This window comes from Streptomyces noursei ATCC 11455 (assembly GCF_001704275.1).
Taxonomy (GTDB): Bacteria; Actinomycetota; Actinomycetes; order Streptomycetales; family Streptomycetaceae; genus Streptomyces; species Streptomyces noursei.
On the sequence record NZ_CP011533.1, the window covers coordinates 2,846,163 to 2,871,381 of the forward strand.

Here is a 25,219-nt window from a genome sequence, read left to right on the forward strand (position 1 = left end):
CGGTGATCATAGTCGTCCGCCTGACGATAAACAGGTCATGCGGGCTTCAGGAGCCCAGTTGCAGACCGTCCGCGGCTTCCTCGACCATGCCCATGCCGAGCCGGCTGATCCGTACGGCGAAGGGCTGCTCGGCGAGGGTCAGTCCGGTCAGTTGCATCGCGCCGAGCGGGGGGTTGCCGAGCGGGCGCACGGCGACCGTCCCGGCCGGGACGTCGGGGCGCAGTCCGGCGAGGGCGAGGAGGATCTGCACCGCGCCGGCCGCCGCGACGGCCGCGGGGCGGCAGGCCGCCGGGTGCGGGAAGGGGACGCCGCCGGCGGTGCGCTGCTCCCCCGCGAACATCTCTGGCAGGCGGTGGCCGAAGCTCTCGGCGGCGTCGAGGATGCCCCTGGTCAGGGTGGCGGCGGCGGCCTCGTGACCGGCCGCGGCGAGTCCGGCGACGGCGACGGCGGTTTCGTGGACGCGGACCGCTCCGCCGCGGTGGCCGAACGGGTTGTAGCCGCTCTCCTTGGCGCCGAGTCCGCGCAGGCCCCATCCGGAGTCCATGACAGGGGCGCGGAGCAGTCGGGCCAGTTGGTCGGTCCGGGCGGCGTCCAGCAGGCCGGGGGCGAACGTTCCGCCGCCGAGCAGGCCGGTGTCGAGGAGATGGGCGGCGGTGGCGCCGAGGTGCGGGACGGGGCGGCCGTCGCCGGTGAGCAGGGCGGCCGGGCGGCCGCCGGTGCGGTCCTCCACCCAGAAGTCCGTGCGGAAGCGGGCGCGCAGTTCGGCCGCCCAGTCGCGGAGCGCGGGGGCGCCGGGGGATCCGCAGGCGTCCAGGAGATCGGCGCCGAGGATCGCGGCGCGGTGGGCGTGGGCCTGGGTCTCGCAGCGGTAGGGGCCGTCGGGTGCGGGGTCGGGGAGGTAGCCGCCGCGGTGCGCGCCGCGCGGGTCGGCGGCCGTGCGCAGCCACTGAAGGCAGCGTTCGGCGGCGGGCAGCAGCCGCTCGGTCTCGTGATCGGGCAGGCCCCAGCGGCGGGCCTCGGCCAGGACCGCCGGGAAGAGGAGGGTGGCTTCGATGCCGGTGCAGCCGGGCGGGGCGTGGGGTCCGGAGTCCCGGAGGGGGCCGGGAATTCGGCCGAAATCCCCTCCTGGGGTGGCTTGTTGGGTGCGGGCCAGGGTGCGCAGGGTGGCGGCGGCGAGCCGGGTGCCGAGGGGGAGCAGCATCCGGGCGGTCCACAGGGCCTCGGCGGGGGCGAGGCCGCAGCGCCAGGGGAAGCCGCCGGCGACGAAGACGTCCGTGGGCAGGGCCGGGTCGCGCATCAGCAGGCCGTGCAGATCGTCGAGGCTGCCCGCCATGAGGGCGTCGGCGCGGGGGTCGTCGCACTCCAGGCGGGCGGCGGACCAGGAGCGCGGGGGCCGTTCGCTGCGGGCGCGGGGGCCGGTGGGCGCGGTGCGCGGGCCGGGGACCGGGATCCGGCCGACCCGTCCGGCCGGGGCCGGTTGTCCGGCCGGGCCGTATTCCAGGCGGGGGTGGAGCTCGATGGTGCGCCGGCCGCCGGGGGGCAGCTCCAGTTCCCAGCGGAGCAGGCCCGCGGAGGCCAGGGCGTCCTGCGGTGCGGGGGTGGCGGTGACCGTCGCGTGGGCCCCGCGCCCGGACCAGCGGAGGCCGGATCCGTGGACGGCGGCGCGGAGTTCGGGGCCGGGGAGGCCGACGGCGACGGCGCCCAGGTCCGCCAGGTCGGTGCCCAGGTGGATCTCGACCGGCAGCCGGACGGGTCGGGCGGCGCTGCTGTGGAAGGTGATCTGCTCGGTGCCGTCGGCGGACCGCAGCCGCTCCATCCGGATCTCCGGGTCCGGTCCGCGCTCGCCCGCTCGGCGGATCACGCCGGTGAACCGGGCGCGGTCCGCGCCGGTCAACCGCCCCTGGACGACGAGGGGTTCGCCGCCCGCTGCGCGTACCTCGCAGCGGGAGAGGATCCGTCGGCCGTCGCGGTAGCAGCCGTCCAGGCCCCGGCCGGTCAGCTGCCCCGTGGGGGACGACACGGCGAGCGAGGGAAGGGCCACGCAGACCAGTGCCGCGTGCACGGGCTGGGGCTGCGGCGGCCGGGCCGGCGCGGTGCGCCGGTCTCCGACGGGCCGGTGGGTCGGCTGGGTGGTGGGGACGATCCCTGGCACGCTCTGCGCTCCATGATGAGGTGGGGGTCCTTTCGGACTACGCCACTCAGGTGAACGGTGCGGCCGGCGCCCAGGTCACGCCGGCCGCATCCGGCCCCGCGCGGTCACCGCCGGCTTCGGTCACCGTCCCTTCCGGTCCGGCGGTCGCCCGGCGCTCCGGTCGTGCGGGAGCCGGGGCCGGTGCCGCCCCGTGGGCCGCGGTGCCGGGTGGAGTCCCCCGGGCGCGGTGGGGTCGGGCGCTGTGCGCGGTGCGGTCGGCCCGCCGGGGGCTCGGCGGTGCCGTCGGCGGTGGTCTCGGCGGTCCGGGCCTTCTCGGTCGCTTCGGTCACCTCGGTCTCGTCGGTCTCGTCGGTCTCGTCGGTCTCGTCGGCCTCCTCGCGCTGTCGGCGCAGGCAGCGGCGCAGCGGCTCGGGGTCCAGGCCCTCGTTGATGGCGCGGTGCAGCAGCTGGGCGAAGAGGCAGTCGGGGTCGGCGGTCAGGGCGCGGCTGAGGGCGACGCGGGCGGCGGGGCCGTCCGCGGTGGACCAGCAGACCCAGCCGGCGAGGGTCAGGGGCGCCGCCGCGTGTTCGCCGTAGCCGCCGGTGCAGCGGCGGGCGAGGGCGCGCCAGAGCCTGAGGGCCGCCGCGGCGTCGGGACCGTCCATCCATTCCGCGGCACGGTCGCGGGTGGTGCGGTCCTGGAGGCCCAGGATGAGGGTGGCGGCCTCGGCGTCGGTGATCAGCGCGTCGTCGCAGGCGTCGCGGGCGCGGTTGCTGCCGGAGGGGGTGTCCTGACGGAACCGGTGGATCATCGCGGCGGTGTGTTCGAGGGTGGCGCGTCGGACGGCGGTGGCGCCGTCCGGCCGGAGCATCCGCGGCAGGAGTTCGGCGGCTGCTTCGTCCAGCGCCTTTTCCTGGTCGGCGCCGCGCCGTCCGGTGCGGGGCGCGAGCCGGGCCTCCATCTCCTTGAGCGAGCCGCGCACCTGCATTCCGGCGTAGGCGGCGGCCGCGGCCATGACGGACGTGCCGGGCAGGAACAGGGGGGTGCCGTCGGCGGGGCAGCAGCGGTAGTCGGGGCAACAGTAGGACCAGTAGCGGCCGTTGGAGAGGCACAGGGCTTCCAGGACCGGCACGTCCAGGGCGCCGCAGGCGGTGCGCAGCCGCTGGGCCAGGGGGCGGAGGCGCTCCTTGACGTCCTGGCCGCTCTGGCCGGGCGCCGGTTCCCGGCAGAGGAAGACGAGAACGCCGACGAGTTGGTCGGCGCGCTTGCGGGCGCCGGAGATCAGGCAGTCGGCGAGTTGGTCGCCGACGTCGGGCCAGTGCGACGGGTCGGTGGGGATGCCGAGCCGGAGCCGGCCGCCGAACCGGGCGCGCTCGCCGTGCACGGCGACCATGACGATGCTGTCGTCCGGATAGAAGCCGAGGAGGTACGGCAGGGCGTCGGCGAGTTCGGCCGGGCCGCGCAGGGTGACCTGGGGCTCGGCTGGCGCGCCCGCGGCCGGGTCGGTGGGGTCGGCGGCGTCGGTGGGGCTCTCGGCCTCGGTGGGCGGAGCGTGGGCACTGCAGGAGAGGGCGGGGCTCGGAGGGTCGTAGGGGGTGGGCGGGTGGTCGTGGGGTGTCGAGGGGGCGGGTGGGCTCGGGCGGGCCGGGGACGGGGGTGCGGGATCGCCGTCGGTGGCGGTGGGGTCGTGGTCCGTCCCGACGGTGTGGGGGGCGGGGTCGTTGCGCGGGGCGCGGGTGTGCCGCGCCCCGTGCGGGTGGGTGTCGTCGATGCCGGGCTCGTGCGGTTCGCTGTGCGGATTCATGGTGCGAAGATCCCGCGGTCGTGCGGCGCTCCGCGACCCCTGTGGATAACTCGCGGGAGAGGCGGTGCTCCGCCGTCTTCCGCCGTGCCGAGGGCCGGCGTGCCGCGCGGGGCGGGGCAGGTGGTCGGGAGGGCTCCGGAGTCCGAACCGGCGTCTGACTCCGGGCCCGTTCGCGTCCGTCCGCAAGGGGGGCGTGCGTCCTACGGAGGGTTCATCGTTGCGGGGAGCCGGCCGACGGTCGTGCGGTGGGCCGGCCGCTCAGGTCCCCGTGGAGGAGTGCGCCGCCGAGGGGGGTGAGGGTGTGCTGGACCTTGTTGAAGGTGCGCACGGTGGTGATCAGGCCGGCCGCGCGCAGGACCGAAGTGTGCTGGCTGGCCGCGGCGGAGGAGATTCCGACGCTCTCGCCGACCTCGGTGGTCGTACGGCTGCGGGTCAGGCTTTCGAGGACGGCCGCCCGGGTGCGGCCCACCAGGGCGTGCAGGGCGTGGTCGGCGCACTCCTTGGGTTCCCAGAGGGTCTCCGCCCAGTCGCTGTGCGCGGGAGTGGGGTAGACCAGGGTCACCTGGCAGGCGTCGTCGCCGTCGCCCAGGAGCGTGGGCGGGCGGCCGGCCAGGAAGAGGGAGGGGGCCAGGACCAGCCCGTCCGCCTCCAGCTTCACGTCGTCGCCGGTGCCCGGTATCTCCAGGACCGGCGGCGTCCAGCGAATGGCCGGGTGGAGGGTGCCGAGCAGTTTGCCGACGCCGTCGCTGAGCATGATCTGGCCACGGGCGGTGCGGTCGGCGTGCAGTGCCCTGGCGATCGCGGCCCAGTAGGGCGCGACCGCATGGGCGTGGAACTCCTGCAGATCGCGGACGACTTGTGGCCGAACGGGTCGGTCGGCGTGGTCGGCGCCGGTCTGCGACTCGTTGCCGTCGCGCCGCAGGACCTGGTCCATATCCGGTAACGGCCGTATGACCTGTGCAAGTTTCACCAATGCGCGGATATTCGCCGTACTTCCTATCCGCTTGCGCCATGGCTTGAAAACGGGACCACCCCCGCCCACGCTGAGCATTTCCAGCGCGAAGAGGGCCTCCCGTAACTGGCTGACCTCGGGTGAAACTCTGGTCCTTGACAAGCTTTCTGACGTAAAGTATATGCGACGCATACTCCCCCGCAGGATCCGTGCGCATCGTCGACGCGGTCTTGGTTTCACCGGCGACTAGCCGCTCCACCACCGTCCAACTCGCAAGTCCATTCGACGCTATCACGAGCCAAACCGGTTGGCATTCGACAACTCTCAGAAACCCGCGTGGCCTTGGGGTATCCGGCAGTTGGCACAACCATGAGGGTTCAGCTGACTGCACCTTGCCAGTGGCGTCAGTCAGTCGGGCGCAACGTGGGCAGCCAGTCGGGGCGGCCCGCCTCATACCGCGCGATGGAGGCGTCGCGCTGCAGGGTGGCCGAAATGGCATCCTGGCCCTTGAGGAGGAGTTGCCTGGCCCGTTCGTTCACGGTGAAGTCCCAGCCGTCCGCCCCCTCGGAACTTCCCGTCGTCAGCCGGCAATTCACCAGGTCGACGGTGATTTCCCGCTCCGGGTCCCGCTCCACCTCGGCCATCAGGAGTTCCACGACCGACAGCGGTTGGTCCACCGGCAGCAATCCGTTGTTCATCGCATTGCGCTGGAAGATGTCACCGAAACCGGTGGCGATGACGACCCTGAACCCGCCGTCTTTCAGCGCCCATACGGCGTGCTCCCGGGAGCTGCCGATTCCGAAGTTGCGGCCCGCCAGCAGCACTCCGGCGCCCCGGTGCACGGGGCGGTCCACAATGAAGTCGGGTTCCTTTCGCCAACGGGCGAACAGCGCGTCCGCATAACCGGTTTTCGTTACCCTCTTGCAGAATTCGGCGGGCACGATCTGATCGGTGTCGATATTGTCCCGGCGCAGGGCGACCGCCCGCGCGGTGTAGACCTGAAACGGCGTCGGGCCGGTTGGCGGGCGGTTCTCCGGGGACGGCTCCGGCGTCCGGTCCGGCATCGGATGCGAAGAGGGGGGCGAGGCGGTCAACGGGACTCCGTTCCTTTCGTCCTACGGGGGCCGGGCCTTGGGGCGCTACGGGACCAGGTCGGCCGGTGCGGCGAGACGGCCGACCACGGCGGTCGCGGCGGCCACGGACGGCGAGACGAGGTGGGTGCGGGCCTGCCCGCCCTGGCGGCCCTCGTAGTTGCGGTTCGAGGTGGAGGCGCAGCGCTGGGCGCCGCGCAGCCGGTCGGCGTTCATACCCAGGCACATCGAGCAGCCGGGCAGCCGCCATTCGCCGCCGGCGGCGGTGATCACCTCGTCCAGGCCCTCCCGCTCGGCCTGGGCGCGCACCTGCGCGGAACCCGGGACCACGATCAGCCGGGTGCCGTCGGCGACCCGGCGGCCCCGCAGCACGCCGGCGGCGGCCCGCAGGTCCTCGATCCGGCCGTTGGTGCAGGAGCCGAGGAAGACCACGTCGATGGCCAGTTCGCGCAGGGCGGTGCCGGGGGTGAGGTCCATGTAGTCCAGGGCGCGGTGGGCGGCCTGACGGGCCTGGGGGTCGGCCAGTTCCTCGGGGTCCGGGACGACGCCCGCCACCGGGGCGACCTGGCCGGGGTTGGTGCCCCAGGTGACGAGCGGGGTGAGGGCGGAGACGTCCACGGTGACCGTGCGGTCGAAGGTGGCGCCGGGGTCGGTGTGCAGGGTGCGCCAATGGGCCAGCGCGGCGTCCCACCGGGCGCCCTCGGGGGCGTGGGGGCGCCCGGCCAGGTAGGCGAAGGTGGTCCGGTCGGGGGCGATCAGGCCCGCGCGGGCGCCGGCCTCGATGGTCATGTTGCACAGCGTCATCCGAGCCTCCATGGACAGCCCGCGGACGATCTCGCCCCGGTATTCGATCATGTGGCCGCGGCCGCCGTTGGTGCCGATCCGGGCGATCAGCGCGAGGATCAGGTCCTTGGCCCCGACCTCGGGCGGCAGCGTCCCGGTGAACTCGACGGCCATGGTGCGGGGGCGGTCGATCGCCAGGCACTGGGTGGCCAGCACGTGCTCGACGTCGCTGGTGCCGATGCCGAAGGCGAGGGCGCCGAACGCGCCGTGGGTGGAGGTGTGGCTGTCGCCGCAGACCACCGTCATCCCCGGTTGGACCAGCCCCAGTTGGGGTCCGACGACGTGGACGATGCCCTGGCGGGGGTGGCCCATCGGGTAGAGCTCGACGCCGTGGGCCGCGCAGTTGGCGCGCAGGGTGTCGAGTTGGGTGCGGCTGACGGGGTCCTGGACCTCGTGGGTGTCGGTGGGGACGTTGTGGTCCTCCAGCGCGAGGGTCAGCTCGGGGCGGCGCACACCGCGTCCGGTGAGGCGGAGTCCGTCGAACGCCTGGGGGGAGGTGGCCTCGTGCGTCAGGTGCAGATCGACGTAGAGCAGATCGGGCTCGCCCGGCGCCCGGTGGACGACATGGCTTTCCCACAGTTTCTCGGCGAGCGTTCTCGGTTCGGCGGCGGTTGCCGGTGCGGCGGGCACTTCCGGTGCGCCGCTCTTCCCCGGGGCGGTGGCGCCGGACGGTTCGGCGGTCGTTCTCGGGATGCTCATCGGATTCCCCCGGCCCAGGTTCCGGACCGTTCGGCCGGTGGGCGAACGGCGGACGAATTTCCCGAAGGCTTTCATCGGGCCCCGGCACCGGCCAGGGCATTAAGCCGAGGCCGAATGTTCCAGGTGGCCCCACCCGGGGTGGGGGTAGCCCCGGGGCGCCGAGTACAGCTGGCCCCCCGGTGGTCGGCCTGCTGACGTCACTGTGTTCCCGGCTTCCCACGGCCAGCATGAATGGCGGCCGGGCCGTGCGCGTCCGGGCGGAGAGGGGACGTGACCGACATGCTCGGGAAGAGGCGGCTGACACGTGTGATCGGGCTGGTTCTCCTCTCCGTCGTGGGTAGCGGCGGCTGGGTCGCGGGCAGTGCGCAGCAGGCCGTCACGGGCCCGCCGCCGGGCGCCGCCGCCTGGCGCGCGGACCGTTCCCTGGGCCGGGCGCTGCCCGATCCGGCGGGCGCCGCACCGCGGGAGGTGGCGGCTTTCTTCGCGCGGCTGGACGGTGTGCGGCGGGAGGAGTTGGCGGCGCGCCACCCGCTCGTCGTGGGAAATCTCGACGGGGCTCCGCTTTCCCTGCGCTATCGGGCCAATTCCCTGGCGATAAGGGCCGAGGAGGAGAAAGCGGAAAGGCGGGGGGACGGGCGGAGTGCCGCACGGTACGCCGCGTTCCTCCGGCCCGGGCGGCGGATTCTCGCCTTCGATCCGCGCGGGCGCGGCCAACTCGCCGAGGTCTACGGTGATTTGGCGGCGGCGCGGCGGACGGCCGTCGTCGTGCCCGGTTCCGATATCGATCTCGGGTCGTTCGAGCGGGCCGAGGATCCGTACGGCACGCCGTCCGGTATGGCGCGGGCGTTGCGCGCCAAGATGGCCGAAAACACCCCTGGCACGCCGACCGCGGTGATCGCCTGGGCGGGGTACACGACCCCGGTCGGCCTGGGCCCGGATGCCGCCACCGGCCGCCTGGCCGAGGCCGGCGCGCCCCGGCTGAACCGCCTCCTGGCCGGTCTGCGGGCCCTCGGCCGGCCGGCGCCCAGCGTGTTCTGCCACAGCTACGGCTCAGTCGTGTGCGGGGTGGCGGCACCGGACACGGCCCCGGGCGCCGTCGCCGACCTGGTCTTCCTCGGCAGCCCCGGCACCCGCGCGGACACCGCCGCCGGTCTGCGCAGCACCGCCCGCGTCTGGGCGGCCCGGGACGCCACCGACTGGATCGGCGACGCCCCGCACACCCGCCTGCTGGGTCTGGGCCACGGCACGGACCCCACCGATCCCGCCTACGGTGCGCGCCGCGTCTCCGCCGACCGCGCCCGGGGCCACACCGGCTATTTCGCCCCCGGCACCGATTCCCTGGCCAACTTCGCCGACATCACCCTCGGCGCGTACCACGCCGTCCGCTGCGCCGCCGACCGGCAGGAGTGCCGCCATGACCTCGGTTGATCTCCTGGCCCCGGTGCGCCGTGCGGTCGCGGCGGTGGACGCCCGCACGCCGGTCGGCCGGGACCGCGCCCTGGACGGTCTGCGGGCCCTCGCCCTGCTGTCCGTACCGACCGGCCACTGGCTGCTCGGCGGCTTCACCCGCGACGCGGACGGGGCCCTGCACAACGCCAGCCCGCTGACCGCCCTCGGTTTCCTCGCGCCGCTGAGCTGGGTGCTGCAGATGCTCGGGGTCTTCTTCCTGGTCGGCGGCCACGCGTCGGTGCTCTCGTACCGGCGGGCCGCCGCGCGCGGCACGTCCACGGCCCGGTGGCTGCGCGGGCGGCTGGCCCGCCTGGGCCGTCCGGTGGTCGGGGTGACGGCGGTTTGGGCCGCCTTGCTGCCGCTGCTGTCCGTGCTGGGGGTGCCGGCCGCCACGCTGCGCACCGGGGCGACGCTGGTCGTCCAGCCGCTGTGGTTCGTCGGCGTCTATGCGGGAGTGACGGCGCTGACCCCGTTCTGCGCGCGGGCCGCGCGGCGGCTGGGCGGCTGGGCGGCGGCGCCGCTGCTCGGCTGCGTCGCCGTGGTCGATCTGCTGCGCTACGGGCCGTCCGCGGCGGCGATGCCCGGTTGGCTGGGTCTGCTCAACCTCCTCCCCGGGTGGCTGTTCGCCTATCAACTCGGCGTGAGCTGGGGCGAGAAGCGGCTGGGGAAGCGGGCCGGGTGGGTGCTGCTGGCCGGTGGCGCCGCGCTGTTCGCGCTGCTGCTGCTCGTCTTCCACTACCCCGCGAGCATGGTCGGCGTCCCCGGCCGGGACCGCACCAACTCCCATCCGCCGTCCCTCCTCGTCCTGGCGCTGGCCGCCGCCCAGTCCGGTGCCGCCGTGCTGCTGCGCGACCGCCTCGGCCGGCTGCTGCGCCGCCCGGCCCTGTGGGCGCCGGTCGTCCTGATCAACCTCTCGGCGATGACGGTCTTCTGCTGGCACCAGACGGCGATGCTCGCCGCGGCCGTGCCGGGCTCCTTCTTCGGCGCGGTGCCGGGGCTGACCACGGCGCCCGACGGCCTGCCGTGGATCGTGGCCCGGCTGGCGTGGTTGCCCGTCTTCGCGGCGGCGCTGCTCCTGATCGGGTGGTACGCGCGGCGCTTCGAGGCCCCCTGGACCGGGGCGACCAGGGGGCGGCGGGCCGCCGCCGCGCTGCTCGCCACCGGGTTCGCGCTCTACACGGTCGCCGGGTGGTGACCGCGCGGCCCGGCGCGCGGGGGTCAGTCGCGGAGCATCTGGGCCACCAGGAAGGCCAGTTCGAGGGACTGGCGGTGGTTGAGCCGGGGGTCGCAGGCTGTTTCGTAGCGGCGGGGGAGGTCGGCGACCAGGACCTCGTCGCCGCCGCCGATGCACTCGGTGACGTCGTCGCCGGTGAGTTCGACGTGGAGGCCGCCGGCGTGGGTGCCCAGGGCGCGGTGCACCGCGAAGAAGCCCTCGACCTCGCTGAGGATGTCGTCGAAGCGGCGGGTCTTGTGGCCGCTGGGGGCCTCGAAGGTGTTGCCGTGCATGGGGTCGCAGACCCAGGCGACGGGTGCGGCCTGCGCGGTGACCTTCTCCACGAGGGTGGGCAGCCGGTCGCGGACCGCGGCGGCGCCCATCCGGACGACGAAGGTCAACCGGCCCGGTTCGGCGGTGGGGTTGAGCTTCTCGCTGTAGGCCAGGGCCTGGTCGGCCGTGGCGTTCGGGCCGAGCTTGACGGCGATGGGGTTGCGGATGCGGGAGAAGTACGCGACGTGGGCGCCGTCCAGGTCGCGGGTGCGCTCGCCGATCCACAGGAGGTGGCCGCTGCCGGCGTACGGGAGGCCGGTGCGGGGGTCCGTGCGGGTCAGTGCGGCCTCGTAGTCGAGCAGCAGGCCCTCGTGGCCGGCGAAGAACTCGACGGCCCGTAGTTCCCGGGGTGCGACGCCGCAGGCCGCCATGAAGCGCAGCGAGCGTTCGATCGCGTCGGTCAGCTCCTCGTAGCGGCGGCCGGCGGGCGAGTCGGAGACGAAGCCGCGGTTCCAGGTGTGGGCCTGGTGGAGGTCGGCATAACCGCCGGTGGCGAAGGCGCGGACGAGGTTGAGGGTGGCGGCCGACGCCTCGTACATCCGGCGCAGCCGGCGGGGGTCGGGGCGGCGGTCGGCGGCCGTGAAGGCCAGGCCGTTGACGGCGTCGCCGCGGTAGGCGGGGAGGGTGACGTCGCCCTGGGTCTCGGTCGGCCGGGAGCGGGGTTTGGCGTACTGGCCGGCGATCCGGCCGACCTTGACGACGGGGACGGCGGCCCCGTAGGTCAGCACCACGGCCATCTGGAGGAGGGTGCGCAGTTTGCGGTTGATGGCGTCGGCGGTGACCGCCGCGAAGGTCTCGGCGCAGTCACCGCCCTGGAGCAGGAACGCCTCGCCGCGGGCGACCGCGGCCATCCGTGCGCGCAGTCGGTCGCACTCCTCCGGGAAGACCAGTGCGGGGGCGCGGGAGAGCCCGTCGGTGACCTCGCGCAGCAACTCCTGGTCGGGCCAGTGGGGTTGCTGGGCGGCCGGGCGGCCGCGCCAGGCGTCGGGGGTGCCGGGTGGGGGCGTGTGGTGCGTCGTCATCGCGGGCCTTCGCTAGGGGTGGGAACCGACGGAATGCGCCTGGATTCGCTGCGGTGGGCGCCACTGCCGAAGGGATTCCAACCCGTCGCGTGGAACGCGGTCAAGCGCCCTCGGAGTGGACTGCTGCGGCATCGCCCAATTGGTCTGGTCGCCGTCCGCGGCGAAATGCTTGGCTTGCGGAATGGAATGCAGAAGTGGAGCCGCCGCCCCGCCAATTGGCGTGCGGGTGTCGGTGCGGGAAATGGCGCCGCACGATCCGTTGCGGCTTTATGCGGCCCTGGAACGGGAATCGGGTCGCGGCGAGGTGTTTCTCTTCGAGAGCCTTTCGGGGCCGGAGCGGGGCCGCCGCTGGGCGGTGGTCGGGCACGGCCGGCTGGCCGAGGTGCGGGTGTTCGCCGGGCGGGTGGAGATCGAGGGCGCGGCGCCGCTGCGCGCGCACCTCGCCGCGGCGGCCCGGGCGGCGGGGATGGTAGAGGGGAGGTTCCGGCGTCCCGAGCAGGTGTGGGAGTTGCTGCGCCGGGCGCAGGCGCTGTTCGCGGTGTCGGGCGAGGGCCCCGGCGAACTGCCGGACGACTCCTACGCGTTCGGGTTCCTGGCCGCCCTGGGGTACGAGGCGGCCTGGCACATGGACGCGTTGCCGGAGCGCGGCGGTGCGGTCGGCGGGCCCGACATGACGTTCACGCTCTACCGGGAGACCGTCTGGTACGACCGGCGGGAGGGCCGGGTGCGGCTGCTCAGCGCCCGGTCCGCGGCGTTCCCGGACGCGGCGGTGCCGGACGTCGCGGCGCTCCTGGCGGGCCCGGCGGAGGACCTCACCGACTGCCCCGAGGCGCCCGCGCCGCGTTCCGTGCGCGACAGCGTGGACCGGGGGACGTTCCTCGGCTGGGCGCGGCGGTGCCTGGAGCACATCCAGGTCGGGGACATCTACCAGATCCAGATCGGTCACCGGGTGGACGTCGCCACGGACCTGACGCCCGTCGAGGTGTACCGGCGGCTGCGGCACCGCAATCCCTCGCCGTACATGTACCTGGCACCGCGCGCCGGGGACACCCTGATCGGGGCCAGTCCGGAGCTGTTCTTCCGTACCGAGGGCGGCACGATCGCGATGCGGCCGATCGCCGGCACGACGCGGCTGGTGGCCTCGGAGGAGGAGAACCAGCTGCGGGTGAAGGAGATGCTGGCCAGCACCAAGGAGCAGGCCGAGCACGTGATGCTGGTCGATCTGTGCCGCAACGACATCGGGCGGGTGTGCCGGCCGGGCTCGCTGGCGGTGGACGACCTGATGGTCGTCGAGGCGTACTCGCACGTCTTCCACATGGTCTCGACGGTCACCGGGGACCTGGAGCCGGATGCCGACGTCTGGCGGTCGCTGTGCGCGACCTTCCCCGCGGGGACGATGACCGGCGCGCCGAAGCTGCGCGCGATGGAGATCATCGACGGGCTGGAGCGGGAGCCGCGCGGGATGTACGCGGGCGCGGTCGGGCTGATCGACGTGCGGGGCTGGAGCGAGCTGGCGCTGTGCATCCGCACCGTGGTGCACGACGGGCGCACCGGCACCTACTCCACGCAGAGTTCGGCGGGCATCGTGGCCGAGTCGACGCCCGAGGCGGAGTGGCAGGAGACCCTGGCGAAGATGGGCGCCGCCTATTGGGCGCTGACCGGGAAGGAGCTGGTGTGATGCGGGTGCTGCTGGTGGATGCGTATGACAGCTTCGTGCACATCATCGACCAGTACCTGCGGGCGTTGGGGGCCGACACCGAGGTGGTGCGGTCGCGGACCCGCGGCCCGGAGGAGCTGGCCGCCGGGCGGCCGGACGCGGTGGTGCTGGGGCCCGGTCCGGGGCATCCGGCCGACTCCGGGCACGTGGAGCTGGTCCGGCGTTTCGCGGGGACGGTGCCGGTGCTGGGGGTGTGTCTGGGGCACCAGGCGATCGCGCTGGCCTTCGGCGGGCGGGTGACGGTGGCCGAGCATCTGCTGCACGGGCGCACCAGTTCCGTGCGGCACGACGGGGCCGGGGTGTTCGCGGGGTTGGGGTCGGGCACGGTGGCCACCCGCTATCACTCGCTGATCGTCTCCCGGCCGCTGCCGGACGCGCTGGTGGAGACCGCGACGTCCGAGGACGACGGCTATGTGATGGGGCTGCGCCACCGCGAACTGGCCGTGGAGGGCGTGCAGTTTCATCCCGAGAGCATCATGACGGAGGGCGGGATGCAGCTGTTCGGGAACTTCCTCGCCGGTGCCGGTGCCGGTGCCGGTGCGGGGCTCGGGCCGTCCCCCGTCCGGTATGCCGCCCCCAGTGCCCGCACCGCCTCCGCGATGCCGGTGCCGGGCACCGTCGCGTAGCCCAACACCAGGGCGGGCGCGGCCCGTTCGGGGCGGGCGTGGTGGAGGCGTCCGCCGCGCACCAGCACCGAGCGGCGCAGCGCCCGCTCGACGAGGGCGGCCTCGTCGGTGCGGGGCGGCAACCGCACATAGGTGTGCAGTCCGGCCGCCGCGCCCTCGATCCGGGCGCCGGGCAGATGGCGGAGCACGGCCTGGACCAGGGTCTCCCGGCGGATGCGGTAGCCGGCGCGGCGGCGGCGCAGATGCCGGTCGAAGTGGCCCGAGCGCAGGAACTCGGCGAAGGCGAGCTGGGTGAAGACGTCGGAGCCCAGGTCGTGGTGGGAGCGCATCCGCTCCAGGGGGGCCAGCAGCCGGGCGGGGGCCGCCAGCCAGCCGAAGCGCAGGCCGGGGGCGAGGGATTTGCTGGCGGTGCCGCCGTAGACGACGCGTTCGGGGGCGAGCCGTTGGAGCGCGGGCGGGCGGGCGCCGCGCTCCAGCCACAGGTCGCCGTCGTAGTCGTCCTCGATCACCCAGGCGTCGACGTCCCGGGCCCAGCGGATCAGGGCCTCCCGGCGGGCGGTGGTGAGGGTGGCGCCGGTGGGGAACTGGTGGGCGGGGGTGACCAGGACGGCCCGTGCGCCGGTGCGGGCCAGCGCGTCGACGTCGATGCCCTCGCCGTCCACCGGGACCGGTACCGGCCGCTGCCCCACCTCCTGGAGGAACTGCCGCTGCCGGTGGTGGCAGGGGTCCTCCATGGCGATGCGGTCGACGCCCTGGTCGGACAGGACGGAGCACAGCAGGCCGAGCGCCTGGGCGAAGCCGGACGTCACCATCACCTGGCCGGGGGTGGTGAGCACCCCGCGGGCCCGCCCGAGGTACTGGGCGAGCTCCTCGCGCAGCGCGCCGACGCCGGACAGCGGCGGATAGTCCAGGTCCTGCGGGCCGGCGCCGCCCAGGGCGCGCTGGTAGGCGGCGAGCCATTCGCGGTGCGGGAAACCGGTCGGGCCGGCGGTGCCGGTGCGCAGGTCCCAACGGGCCGGTGGGACCAGTCCGTCGTCCAGCAGCGTGGGCCGGGTCGGCGGCGCGGGCGGCGCCGTGTGCGGGGCGACGCGGGTGCCCGAGCCGCGGACGGCCTCCAGGTAGCCCTCGGCGATCAGTCGGCCGTACGCCTCGACCACCACGCTGCGCGAGACGCCGAGGTCCTCGGCGAGTTGGCGGCTGGAGGGCAGCGGGGTGCCGGGGTGCAGCACTCCGGCGGCGATGTCGCGGCGCAGGGTGGATTCGATCTGCGCGGTGAGTGGTAATGCGGAGTTTCGGGACACGTCGATGAGGGCGTGCCAGGACATTTCTTCTTCCCCTTCTTCTCCCCGGCGATGGGCGGAAAGTGGACCGGAATTGCTGCGGTGAATTGGTCTGTCGGCCGGTTTACCGCGGACCCCAGAATTGCCGTGAGGAAAGGGGGCCACCGGTGACCGATACGGATCGGCATGCGACGGCTCGACACGCGGCGGACCGGGAGGTGTCCTGGGCCGCGCTCCTGACGGCGCTGCTGGCAGGCGAGGACCTCACCGCCGAGGACACCGCCCGGGCGATGGACCGGGTGATGCGGGGCGGGGCGACCCCCGCGCAGCTGGCGGGGCTCGTGGTGGCGCTGCGGGCCAAGGGCGAGACCGTCGACGAGGTCGAGGGGTTCGTCCGGGCCATGTACGCGCACGCGGTGCCGCTGGCGGTGCCCGGGCCGACGCTGGACATCGTCGGCACCGGCGGCGACCGGTCGCACAGTGTCAACATCTCCACGATGTCGGCGATCGTCGCGGCGGGCGCCGGCGCGCGGGTGGTCAAGCACGGCAACCGCTCGGCGTCGTCCGCCTCCGGGTCGGCCGATGTGCTGGAGCGGCTGGGGGTGGCGCTGGACCTGCCCGCGGCGGACGTCGCGGCGCTGGCCACGGAGGTCGGCATCACCTTCGCCTTCGCGCCGATGTTCCATCCCTCGATGCGGCACGCGGCCGCTCCACGGCGGGAGTTGGGCATCCCGACGGTCTTCAACGCGCTGGGCCCGCTGACCAATCCGGCGCGCCCCACGGCGCAGGCGGTGGGCGTCGCGGACACCCGGCTGGCGCCGCTGCTGGCCGGGGTGCTGGCCCGACGCGGCGCGTCCGCGCTGGTCTTCCGCGGTGACGACGGGCTCGACGAGCTGACGGTCACCACGACCTCCACGGTCTGGTCGGTGCGGGACGGGGCGGTGCGCGAGGAGGTGTTCGATCCGCGGGAGGTCGGCGTCGGTCACGCCCCGCCGGAGGCGCTGCGGGGCGGCGATGCCGCGCGCAACGCCGAGGTGGTGCGGGACCTCGTGGCGGGTGCCCGGGGGCCGGTGCGCGACGCCGTGCTGCTGAACACCGCCGCGGGACTGGCGGCGCTCGCGCCGACGGACGAGCCGCTCGCGGTGCGCCTGGCGGCCGGGATGGCGCGGGCCGCGCGGGCGATCGACTCGGGGGCGGCGGCGGAGGTGCTCCAGCGCTGGGTGCGGGTGTCCGCCAAGTTGGCGGCCGGGGGCGGGCGGTAGGGCGGTGGCCCCCGGCGCCGCACCGGGGGCCACCGCACCGTGCCGCGTCAGCGCCGTCCCGCGGCGCGCAGCGCGGCCAGCGTCCGCCGCGGGCCGTCGGCACCGGTGACCAGGGCCTCCCCCACCAGTACGGCGTCCGCGCCGTGGGCCGCCACCGCGGCGACGTCCGCCGGGCCCCGGATCCCCGACTCGGCGATCCGGACCACGTCCTCGGGGAGCAGTGCCGCCAGCCGTCCGAAGACGGACCGGTCGATCTCCAGGGTCCGCAGGTCCCGGGCGTTGACCCCGACGACCCTCGCCCCGGCGGCCAGCGCCCGTTCGGTCTCCGCCTCGTCGTGCACCTCCACCAGGGCGGTCAGGCCCAGTTCGGCGGCGGTCGCCATCAGTGCGACCAGCTCCGGCTGCGGCAGCGCGGCCACGATCAGCAGTGCCAGGTCGGCGCCGTGCGCCCGCGCCTCCCACAGCTGGTAGCGCGTGACGATGAAGTCCTTGCGCAGCACGGGGAGTCCGACCCGGGCCCGGACCGCGTCGAGGTCGTCGAGCGAGCCGCGGAAGCGGCGCTCCTCGGTGAGCACGCTGACGGCCGCGGCACCCGCGTCCTCGTACGCCCTGGCCAGTGCGGCGGGGTCGGCGATCGGGGCCAGCGCTCCCTTGGAGGGGCTGGCCCGCTTCACCTCCGCGACGACCTGGACGCCGGCGGGGCGGCGCAGCGCCGCCACCGCGTCGCGGGCCGGCGGCAGTTCGGCCACCCGGTCCCGCAACGCGGCCTCGGGCACGGCGCGTCGGCGGACGGCGAGGTCCTCCCGCACGCCGGTCACGATCCGGTCGAGCACGGTCGGTGTGCTCGGTGTTCTCGGTGTTCTCGATGGCATCACGGCGCCACCGGGGTGCGCGGCAGGGCGGCGCGCCGGGCCGCGGAGCGTACCGCGCGGCGCACCGCCTCGCTCTCCTCGGGGTGCCGGCCGACGGCCCAGAAGGCGCGGTCGCCCACCACGACCTCCAGGTAGGCGACGATGCCGTTGAGGCGGCCGGAGACCCGGTCGACCTGTAGGTGGCGGACCTGGCCGGTCGCGCCCAGCGCGCCGAGCAGGTCCTGTGCGGGGGCGCGCCAGCGGTCGGCGGCGGCGCCGGTCGGTTCCCCGATCGGGGGGACCGGCGGGTGCGCGGGGGCGTCCGCGGCGCGCGGCAGGGCGTAGGTCTCCTCGAAGGTCAGCCACAGCTGCGGGGCGGATGCCTCGCCCCCGGTGCGTTCGCAGCGCTGCTGCATCACCGCGGCGAAGTCGATCTGCAGGCGCCGGGGCAGTTCGAGGCCGTACTCGCTGCGCAGGAGGTGGGCGATGCCGCCCTTGCCGGACTGGGTGTTGATCCGGATCAGGGCCTGGTAGTCGCGTCCGATGTCGCGGGGGTCGACGGGGAGGTAGGGCACGTCCCACACGCCGCGGTCGCCGGCCTTCTGCCGGGCGAGCAGGCCCTTGCTGATGGCGTCCTGGTGGGTGCCGGCGAACGAGGTGTAGACGAAGTCGCCCGCCCAGGGGTGTCGGGCCGGTACCGGCATCTGGTTGCAGTCCTCGACGACGCGCCGGATGCGGTCGATGGCGCCGAGGTCCAGCATCGGGTCGACGCCCTGCGAGAAGAGGTTCATGGCGAGGGTGATCAGGCAGACGTTGCCGGTGCGTTCCCCGTTGCCGAAGAGGGTGCCCTCGACGCGCTGCGCGCCGGCCAGCACGGCCATCTCGGCGGCCGCGACGCCGCTGCCGCGGTCGTTGTGCGGGTGCACGGACAGCAGGGTGCGGTCGCGGTGGGCGAGGTGCCGGCTGACGTACTCGATCCGGTCGGCGAACTCCTGGGGCGGGAAGACCTCGACGGTGGCGGGGAGGTTGATGCGCAGGGTGTGGTCGGCGCGGGGTGCCCAGAGGTCCAGTACGGCGTTGCAGATCTCCAGCGCGTAGTCGGGCTCGGTCTGGGTGTAGGACTCGGGGGCGTACTGGAGGTGGAGCTCGGTGCCGGGGAGGGAGTCCTGCAGGCGCAGGGCCTGGCGGGCGCCGTCGAGGGCGAGGGCGAGGGTGGCCCCCCGGTCGGCGCGCAGCACCAGCCGCCGCTGCGCCTCGGAGGTGGGGTTGAAGACCTGCAGGCAGGCGCGCCGGGTGCCGCGCAGGCAGCGGACCGTGCGCTCGATGAAGTCCTCGCGGATGGGGGACATCACCTGGATGACGACGTCCTCGGGGATGGCGTCGTCCTCGATGAGGTGGCGGACGAAGGCGTGGTCGTCCCTGGAGGCCGTCGGGTAGCCGACCTCGATCTCCTTGAAGCCCATGGACACCAGGAGGTCGAACATCCGGCGTTTGCGCTCGACGTTCATCGGTTCGATCAGCGCCTGGTTGCCGTCGCGCAGATCGACGCTGCACCACAGGGGAGCTTGGTGGGCCACCCGGTCCGGCCAGGTGCGGTCGGGGAGTCCGAGGGGCCGGTAGGGGCGGTACTTGCCGGTCGGCATGCGGCTGGGGCGCTGCACGCCGGTGTGCGGCAGGAGTGGTGCGGTGTGCCGTGCGTGGACGGTGCTGTCCTCCATGAGGGCCTCCCGTAGGACATGCGGAAGGGCGGGGCGCCGCGCCGCGGAGCGGTTGCCGCGCGGCACCGTTCGCCGTGGGTGGCGAGCCGTCAGGCTCTTTCGTGCGGTCTTGCGGTGGTGTCCGGGCCGGCCGCCGGGCGCAGTTCGAGGGTGCAGCACTTGACGCTGCCGCCGCCCTTGAGCAGTTCGGACAGGTCGACGCCGAGGGGTTCGAAGCCGCGCGCGCGAAGCTGCGCGGCGAGCCCGGTGGCCGCTTCGGGCAGCACCACGTGGCGGCCGTCGCTGACCGCGTTGAGGCCGAAGACGGCGGCGTCGGCGGGGTCGGCGAGGACCGCGTCGGGGAACAGGCGCCGCAGCACGGCGAGGCTGCCGGGCGAGAACGCCTCGGGGTTGTACATGACCTCGTCGTGGTCGAGGACGGCCAGCGCGGTGTCGAGGTGGTAGTAGCGGGGGTCGGTCAGCTCCAGGCCGATGACCGGACGGCCGAAGAACTCCTGGGCCTCGGCGTGTCCTTCGGGGGCGCTGCGGAAGCCGCGGCCGGCCAGGATCCAGCTGCCGGTGACCAGGAAGTCGCCCTCGCCCTCGTTGATGTGCTGCGGGTCGTGCAGCGTCGGGAGGCCGGCGGCGCGGAACCAGTCCAGGTAGGCGGGGCCCTCGGCGGTGCGCTGGGCGTTGCGGAAGCGGGCGCCGAGGACCTTGCCGTCGATGACGGTGGCGCCGTTGGCGGCGTAGACCATGTCCGGCAGGCCCGGGATCGGGTCTATCAGCTCCACCTGGTGGCCGAGGTCGCCGTACAGGGCGCGCAGTCGCTCCCACTGGGCGACGGCCAGTTCGGCGTCGACGGGCTTGGCGGGGTCCATCCAGGGGTTGATGGAGTAGCTGACCTCGAAGTGGGTGGGGCGGCACATCAGGTAGCGCCGGGGCCGGGCGGTACGGGCACGGCGGTGGGCACGGGGCGCGGACTCGCTCATGATGCTCCAGTTCACGTGGGTGTGGGGTGGACGGGCGGTGCGGCGGGGCTCAGGCCGGGGACGGCCAGGCGCGGTAGGACCGCAGGCCGTACAACAGGGGCTCGGTGTCGGCCAGTTCACGGATCCCGTAGACCTCGCCGAAGACCATGCGCTGGCCGCCGACCCGTACGGTCTCGGTGATCCGGCAGTCGGCGACCGCCCGGGCGGCCTCGGTCAGATGGGGGCCGGCGCCGCCGGCGGGCGTGTCCCAGGCGGTGACGGCGAAGCGGTCCGGGTCGCCGGAGGCGAACAGTTCGGCGGTCTCCCGGCCCTTGGCGTGCAGCAGGTTGACCGCGAAGGTGCCGGTGTGCAGGGCCGCCGCCAGGGTGGGGCTCTGGCTCCGCATCCCGACCAGCAGCGTCGGCGGGTCGACCGTGACGCTGCACAGCGCCGAGCAGGTCATGCCCCAGGGGCGGTGGTCTTCGTCCACGGCGGTGACGATCGCGACGCCGCTGGGGAAGCCGGACATCAGTGCCCGGAACCGGTCCGGGCCGGTCGCTTCGCGGACGGTCGCGGTCTCGTCGGCAGGTGTCGTTGCGAGGTCCAAGGTACTCACCGCTCGGCTGGTAGAAGGGTGGGCTCCGCGCCCACGGGGACGGGGCGGGTGCGGCGGTCGGCGACCCACAGGAGCGGGCCGCTGAGTGCGGTGGTGATCAGCGCCATGATGATCAGCGCCAGATAGAGGCCGGAGGTGAGGATGCCCGCGCTGTAGCCGGTCTGCAGGACGACGATCTCGGTCAGGCCGCGGGTGTTCATCAGGGCGGCCAGGCGCAGCCCTTCGCGGTGCGACCGGGCGCCGGCCCGCGCGCCCAGATAGCTGCCGATCAGCTTCCCGGCGATGGCCAGCCCCGTGCCCAGCGCCACCGCCGGCCAGGAGAACACCGCGTCCGGGCCGACGGCGAGCGAGGTGCCGGTGATCGTGAAGAGGAGCGGCAGGGCCACCCGGCCGGCTCTGCCGAGGGTGTCGGCGGCCCGGGTGAACGGGCCGCGCTCGCCGTCGGCGGGCAGCGCCAGGCCCATCAGCGCCGCGCCGAAGACCTCGGTCAGGCCGAGTTGGCCGGTGGCGGTGGCCGCGCCGAAGGCCGCCGCGGCGACCAGGACCAGTACCGCCGCGGGGTGGGCGGCGGCCGCGGTCCGCACCGGGGCGGCGGCGGCCAGCCGGCGCACCGCGTAGGCGCCGAGCGCGCCGCAGGCGAGGACGGCACCGGCCCGATCGACGCCGCCGTCGCCGGTGGCCAGCGCCACGGACAGCGCGAGCAGCACCCAGGTGACCGCGTCGATGGTGACCGCGCTGGCCATCGCCAGTCGCCCGGTCTCGGTGTGCTGCATCCGCCGGTCCTTGAGGATGCCGGCCAGTACCGGGACGGCGGTGACGGCCAGCGAGACGATCAACAGCAGCACCAGCGCCGGGGTGTCGGCCCCGCCGCGCAACCGGGGTCCGCCGTAGCGCAGGACCCATGCGGCCAGCAGTGCGCCGGCGGCCATCGGCAGCAGCGCGGAGCCGACCGTCAGCCAGGCGACCGCCCGGCCGCTGAGCCGGGACGCACCGCCGCGGATCTCGTGCGCGGCTCCCACCAGGAACAGCGCCAGCCCGAGGTGGCCCAGCTCCGCCAGCACGTCCTTGCCCGGGGAGTGCGCACCGCCCCAGCCGAACCGGGTGACCAGCAGCACCCCCAGCAGCAGGCAGACCGAGATCTCGCCGACCACCTCGGGCTGGCCGAGGCGACGGGCCGCCCAGCGGCCCAGCAGCGCGGTGGGGACGATCGCCCCCAGAACCAGCGCCGGTGGGGCGAGGGTCAGTGCGTCCACGGTCTCTCCTTCGTCCTGCTGGGGGGTGGGGCCCGACGGTCAGTGCATCTGGGCGAGGTACTCGTACTGGCTGGGCAGCCGCTTGGCGATGTCGCGGGCCTGGTCCTTGAGCCGCTGGATCTCCTGCGCGGCGCGCGAGTCGTCCATGTGCGCGAGGACGGGCGCGGGCTTGACGTCGAGGCCGCCGAGGCCGAGCAGCATCGCGTGGTAGGAGTAGGGCTCGAACCCGTGGTAGTGCGGGAAGACCGTCTCCTCGGTGGGCAGCTTGGACTGCCACGCCTCCAGGCGGGCGGCCAGCCCGTCGGGGAGTTCGCGGGTCTTGGCGTCCCGCCAATAGGCGTTGTCGTTGCGGGCCGCGGTGCGGTAGTGCAGCACCAGGAATTCCCGTACGCCGTCCATGGTGTTGGCCACGACGCGGTTGTAGGAATCGCGGAGCTTCGGGTCCCACTTCGCGTCCGGGAAATGCTTGACGAGTTCCTCGATGCCCTGCTGGATGAAGAAGATGCCGGTCGATTCCAGCGGCTCGACGAATCCGCTGGAAAGGCCGATGGCCACGCAGTTGTTGACCCAGGAGTGCCGGCTGCGGCCGATCCGCATGCGGATGTGATTGGCCTCGACGTCCGCGGCCTGCGGGCCGACGAATTCGCGCAGGGTGCGCTCGGCCTCTTCGGGGGTGGTGTAGTCGCTGGCGTAGACGTAGCCGGTGCCGATGCGCTCGAAGAGCGGGATCGTCCAGATCCAGCCGGCCTCCTGCGCGGTGGCGGTGGTGCACGGGCGCAGCCGGGTGCGCTCGGCGTCGTGCGGGACGCGCAGCGCCACCGCGCTGTCGTTGGGCAGGGTGTTCTGGTACGAGACGAACGGTTCGCCCAGCGTCTTGTTGAGCAGCAGGCCGGCGAAGCCGGTGCAGTCGACGAACAGGTCGCCGGCCAGCTCGCCGTGTTCGCGGGTCTTGAGATGGCTGATCCAGCCGCGCTCGTCGCGGACGACCTCCACCACGTCGTCCTCGATGTGCCGGGCACCGCGCGTGGTGGCGTACTCGGTGAGGAAGTCGGCGAGCAGCGACGCGTCGAACTGGTAGGCGTAGGGGAACTGGGTGGCCTGTTCGGAGAGGGTGGAGCGCTCCGGGTCCATGGAGCCGCCGTGCTCGACGAAGTCCTGCTCGAAGAGGGTGCCGTCCAGGTAGCGCGGCGAGCGCATGGTGTCGCAGATCTCGGACATCAGGAAGACGTCCTGGTCGAAGCGGTCGCTGGGCTTCTTGTTCAGCCACCACTCGGTGAGCGGGAAGCCGTCGACGACCCGCAGCCGCTCGAAGGGGTGGTAGAAGTAGTGGCCCTTGGCGCGCCAGTTCTCGAAGCGGATGCCGAGCTTGTAGGTGGCGTTGCACTTCGGCATCCAGTCGTTCTCCGAGAGGCCGAGGTAGTCGAAGAAGTGGCGCACGGTGGAGAACGTGGCCTCGCCGACGCCGATCGTTTTGATCCGCTTGGACTCGATGACGGTGACATTGACGCTCGTACCGAGCGCGGCCCGCAAATACGCGGCGGTCATCCAGCCCGATGTGCCGCCGCCGACAATAACTACGCTGGAAAGCACGAGAATTCCTCCGGAGGTGGTGGTGACGGGCGGGAAATACGTCGAGTCGGCGCTCAGCTTTCAGCAGGCCGGGACGGAGTAACAGGCTCTTAAGCGCTGTTGAAAAGACGCATCTCAGGGCGCATTTCAGGCCACTTGGCGAAGTCGGCGCAGGGTGTCGCCGGCGCCGTCATTCGGCGATCGGGACGACCTTGGGATCGGCCAGCGCGCGGTAGTCCTCGGTGGCCAGCGCCACCGAGAGGTCCAGGCGGGCCGCGTTGAAATACAGGACGGGCTCGTCCAGCAGCGCCGGGTCGGCCAGGACGGTGAGCTCGTCGTGGAACGAGAAGGGGATGATGCTGCCGCTGACGCAGCCGCTCAGGCGCTCGGCGAGCGCGCGGTCGGCCAGCTTGGCCCGGCGGGCGCCGCACTGGGCGGCCACCCGCGGGAGGGCCACCCGCCGGTCGCCGGGGATGACCGCGAGGACCTGCCGCGCGGCGGGCAGCGCGTCCGGCACGGTGACGATCATGCACTTCGCCGCCGCGGAGAGGGGGTGCCCGCGCAGCTCGCTGGCCCGTGCGGTGTTCCCTTCGGGCGGGTGCGGGAGCAGCCGGTATCGGGCACCGACCGCGTCCAGGAGCCCCAACAGTCGTGCGGATGCCGGGCGTTGGCCCTGCCCGGCATCCGGGGTCGGCCGCGTGGTCATGTGCCGGCCGGCTGCGGTGCCGGGGCGACGGGCCGCATCCAGGACCAGCGGTCGGGCAGTTCCCCGCGCTGGATGCCGAAGAGGGCGTCGGAGAGCCGGGTGGTGACCTCGCCGGTGGTGCCGTCGCCGATCGTCCAGCTGCCGTCGGCGGTGCCGACCTCGCCCACGGGGGTGATCCGGGCGGCGGTGCCGCAGGCGAACACCTCGGTCAGCTCGCCGGCGGCGCAGCCGCGGCGCCACTCCGCAAGGCTCATCGGCTCCTCGGCGGCGGGCACTCCCAGGGCGGGGGCGAGGCGCAGCAGCGCGTCCCGGGTCACCCCGGCCAGCAGGCTGCCGGACAGCGGCGGGGTGACCAGGCGCGCGTCGCGGCCCGAGCCGTAGACGAAGAAGAGGTTCATCCCGCCCAGTTCCTCCACCCAGCGGCGCTCCACCGGGTCGAGCCAGACGACCTGGTCGAAGCCCTGTTCCTGGGCCTCGGCCTGGGGCAGCAGGCTGCCGGCGTAGTTGCCGGCGCACTTGGCGGCGCCGGTCCCGCCGGCCGCGGCCCGGGAGTAGGTCTCGGTGACCTGGACCCGTACCGGGCGCTGGGCGGGGCCGAAGTAGCCCTCGGTGACGAAGGCCATCAGCAGGAAGCGGTACTCGCGGGCCGGGCGCAGCGCGAGGGTGCGTTCGCTGGCGAACAGCAGCGGCCGCAGGTACAGGCTCATGGCGGGGTCGTCGGGTATCCACTGCTGGTCCTGGGCGACCAGGGCGTCCACCGCGGTGAGGAACAGCTCCTCGGGCGGTTCGGGCATCATCAGCCGGCGGGCGGAGGCGCGCATCCGGCGGGCGTGCGCGTCCGGCCGGAAGACGCCGACCGAGCCGGTGTGCGAGCGGAACGCCTTGAGGCCCTCGAAGACGACCTGCCCGTAGTGCAGGCCGACCGTGGCGGGGTCCAGCACCAGCGGTTCGTAGGGGCGCAGCTCCGCCTCGTGCCAGCCCCGTTCCTCGCTCCATCGGACGGAGACCAGGTGCTCGGTGAAGGCGGAGCCGAAGGCGGTCGAGGTGGTGCGTTCCGCGCGCTGCGTCGGGGTCAGCGGGCGGGCGACGGGTTTGGACACGAGGTGCACTCCGGCCTCCTGTGGCGGGTCGTG

General features: G+C 74.0%; 19 protein-coding genes and 1 pseudogene. 5 read left to right on the forward strand and 15 right to left on the reverse strand.

Translation table 11 applies throughout. From position 1 onward, the window contains the following. Positions 1-46: 46 nt before the first annotated feature. The 5 genes from SNOUR_RS11835 to leuC all read right to left on the reverse strand — a co-directional run bounded on the left by SNOUR_RS11835 (position 47) and on the right by leuC (position 7,521). Positions 47-2,041 (reverse strand): glycogen debranching N-terminal domain-containing protein, encoded by a 1,995-nt coding sequence (locus tag SNOUR_RS11835; protein ID WP_079143408.1) that lies wholly within the window; start codon positions 2,039-2,041, stop codon positions 47-49. 215 nt (positions 2,042-2,256) lie between these two features. After that, positions 2,257-3,936, reverse strand: coding sequence for a DUF4192 domain-containing protein (locus SNOUR_RS11840; RefSeq protein ID WP_067346326.1), 1,680 nt, complete (start codon positions 3,934-3,936; stop codon positions 2,257-2,259). A 211-nt stretch (positions 3,937-4,147) separates the two neighbouring features. Continuing rightward, positions 4,148-4,870 (reverse strand): ArsR/SmtB family transcription factor, encoded by a 723-nt coding sequence (locus SNOUR_RS11845; RefSeq protein ID WP_067346328.1) that lies wholly within the window; start codon positions 4,868-4,870, stop codon positions 4,148-4,150. A 422-nt stretch (positions 4,871-5,292) separates the two neighbouring features. Beyond that, the gene (gene leuD, locus SNOUR_RS11850) at positions 5,293-5,982 is read right to left on the reverse strand and encodes a 3-isopropylmalate dehydratase small subunit (protein WP_312632548.1); all 690 of its coding nucleotides are present in this window, start codon (positions 5,980-5,982) and stop codon (positions 5,293-5,295) included. Positions 5,983-6,027: 45 nt separating this feature from the next. Then, complete coding sequence (gene leuC, locus SNOUR_RS11855) at positions 6,028-7,521, reverse strand: 3-isopropylmalate dehydratase large subunit (RefSeq protein WP_079142548.1); 1,494 nt, start codon at positions 7,519-7,521, stop codon at positions 6,028-6,030. A gap of 279 nt (positions 7,522-7,800) precedes the next feature. Here leuC and SNOUR_RS11860 point away from each other — a divergent pair, with 279 nt between their 5' ends. Together SNOUR_RS11860 and SNOUR_RS11865 are read left to right on the forward strand one after the other, a co-directional pair. Then, a complete protein-coding gene (locus SNOUR_RS11860) occupies positions 7,801-8,949 on the forward strand; it encodes an alpha/beta hydrolase (RefSeq protein WP_067358184.1) in 1,149 nt (382 codons plus the stop codon). Continuing rightward, positions 8,936-10,165: an acyltransferase family protein gene (locus SNOUR_RS11865; protein WP_067346329.1), complete on the forward strand. Its 1,230-nt coding sequence runs from the start codon at positions 8,936-8,938 to the stop codon at positions 10,163-10,165. The genes SNOUR_RS11860 and SNOUR_RS11865 overlap by 14 nt, the downstream gene beginning before the upstream one ends. A gap of 23 nt (positions 10,166-10,188) precedes the next feature. On the opposite strand, the gene SNOUR_RS11870 is transcribed toward SNOUR_RS11865, so the two are convergent. Beyond that, positions 10,189-11,538 carry a class II 3-deoxy-7-phosphoheptulonate synthase gene (locus tag SNOUR_RS11870; RefSeq protein ID WP_067346331.1) on the reverse strand — a complete coding sequence of 450 codons (1,350 nt, stop codon included), beginning with the start codon at positions 11,536-11,538 and terminating at the stop codon, positions 10,189-10,191. Positions 11,539-11,779: 241 nt separating this feature from the next. Between SNOUR_RS11870 and SNOUR_RS11875 the strand changes: the two genes are divergently transcribed. Together SNOUR_RS11875 and SNOUR_RS48290 are read left to right on the forward strand one after the other, a co-directional pair. Then, the gene (locus SNOUR_RS11875) at positions 11,780-13,216 is read left to right on the forward strand and encodes an anthranilate synthase component I family protein (RefSeq protein WP_312632549.1); all 1,437 of its coding nucleotides are present in this window, start codon (positions 11,780-11,782) and stop codon (positions 13,214-13,216) included. Further along, on the forward strand, positions 13,216-13,881 hold the full coding sequence (locus SNOUR_RS48290) for an anthranilate synthase component II (protein WP_079142550.1): 666 nt from the start codon (positions 13,216-13,218) through the stop codon (positions 13,879-13,881). Before SNOUR_RS11875 ends, SNOUR_RS48290 begins: the two co-directional genes overlap by 1 nt. An 11-nt stretch (positions 13,882-13,892) precedes the next feature. Here SNOUR_RS48290 and pdxR read toward each other — a convergent pair. Then, positions 13,893-15,206: pseudogene (gene pdxR, locus SNOUR_RS11885) on the reverse strand (MocR-like pyridoxine biosynthesis transcription factor PdxR); the annotation flags it as partial. Positions 15,207-15,328: 122 nt separating this feature from the next. Between pdxR and trpD the strand changes: the two are divergent. Continuing rightward, positions 15,329-16,423 carry an anthranilate phosphoribosyltransferase gene (gene trpD, locus SNOUR_RS11890; RefSeq protein WP_167739045.1) on the forward strand — a complete coding sequence of 365 codons (1,095 nt, stop codon included), beginning with the start codon at positions 15,329-15,331 and terminating at the stop codon, positions 16,421-16,423. A 47-nt stretch (positions 16,424-16,470) separates the two neighbouring features. On the opposite strand, the gene trpC is transcribed toward trpD, so the two are convergent. The 8 genes from trpC to SNOUR_RS11930 form a co-directional block, all read right to left on the reverse strand. Continuing rightward, positions 16,471-17,295: an indole-3-glycerol phosphate synthase TrpC gene (gene trpC / locus SNOUR_RS11895; protein WP_079142552.1), complete on the reverse strand. Its 825-nt coding sequence runs from the start codon at positions 17,293-17,295 to the stop codon at positions 16,471-16,473. Beyond that, a complete protein-coding gene (locus SNOUR_RS11900; RefSeq protein WP_312632550.1) occupies positions 17,295-18,992 on the reverse strand; it encodes a 2-isopropylmalate synthase in 1,698 nt (565 codons plus the stop codon). Before SNOUR_RS11900 ends, trpC begins: the two co-directional genes overlap by 1 nt. A gap of 89 nt (positions 18,993-19,081) precedes the next feature. Next, a complete protein-coding gene (gene ddaH / locus SNOUR_RS11905) occupies positions 19,082-19,963 on the reverse strand; it encodes a dimethylargininase (RefSeq protein ID WP_067346341.1) in 882 nt (293 codons plus the stop codon). Between the two features lie 49 nt (positions 19,964-20,012). Continuing rightward, the gene (locus SNOUR_RS11910) at positions 20,013-20,558 is read right to left on the reverse strand and encodes a flavin reductase family protein (protein ID WP_312632551.1); all 546 of its coding nucleotides are present in this window, start codon (positions 20,556-20,558) and stop codon (positions 20,013-20,015) included. Then, positions 20,555-21,811: a cation:proton antiporter gene (locus SNOUR_RS11915; protein WP_067346342.1), complete on the reverse strand. Its 1,257-nt coding sequence runs from the start codon at positions 21,809-21,811 to the stop codon at positions 20,555-20,557. Before SNOUR_RS11915 ends, SNOUR_RS11910 begins: the two co-directional genes overlap by 4 nt. Before the next feature lie 39 nt (positions 21,812-21,850). Next, positions 21,851-23,401: a tryptophan halogenase family protein gene (locus SNOUR_RS11920; RefSeq protein ID WP_079142554.1), complete on the reverse strand. Its 1,551-nt coding sequence runs from the start codon at positions 23,399-23,401 to the stop codon at positions 21,851-21,853. A 169-nt stretch (positions 23,402-23,570) separates the two neighbouring features. Beyond that, positions 23,571-24,086: a YbaK/EbsC family protein gene (locus tag SNOUR_RS11925; RefSeq protein ID WP_067346346.1), complete on the reverse strand. Its 516-nt coding sequence runs from the start codon at positions 24,084-24,086 to the stop codon at positions 23,571-23,573. After that, entirely contained in the window at positions 24,083-25,195 is a 1,113-nt protein-coding gene (locus SNOUR_RS11930; RefSeq protein WP_067346348.1) for a branched-chain amino acid aminotransferase, read from the reverse strand. Before SNOUR_RS11930 ends, SNOUR_RS11925 begins: the two co-directional genes overlap by 4 nt. Between the last annotated feature and the right edge of the window lie 24 nt (positions 25,196-25,219).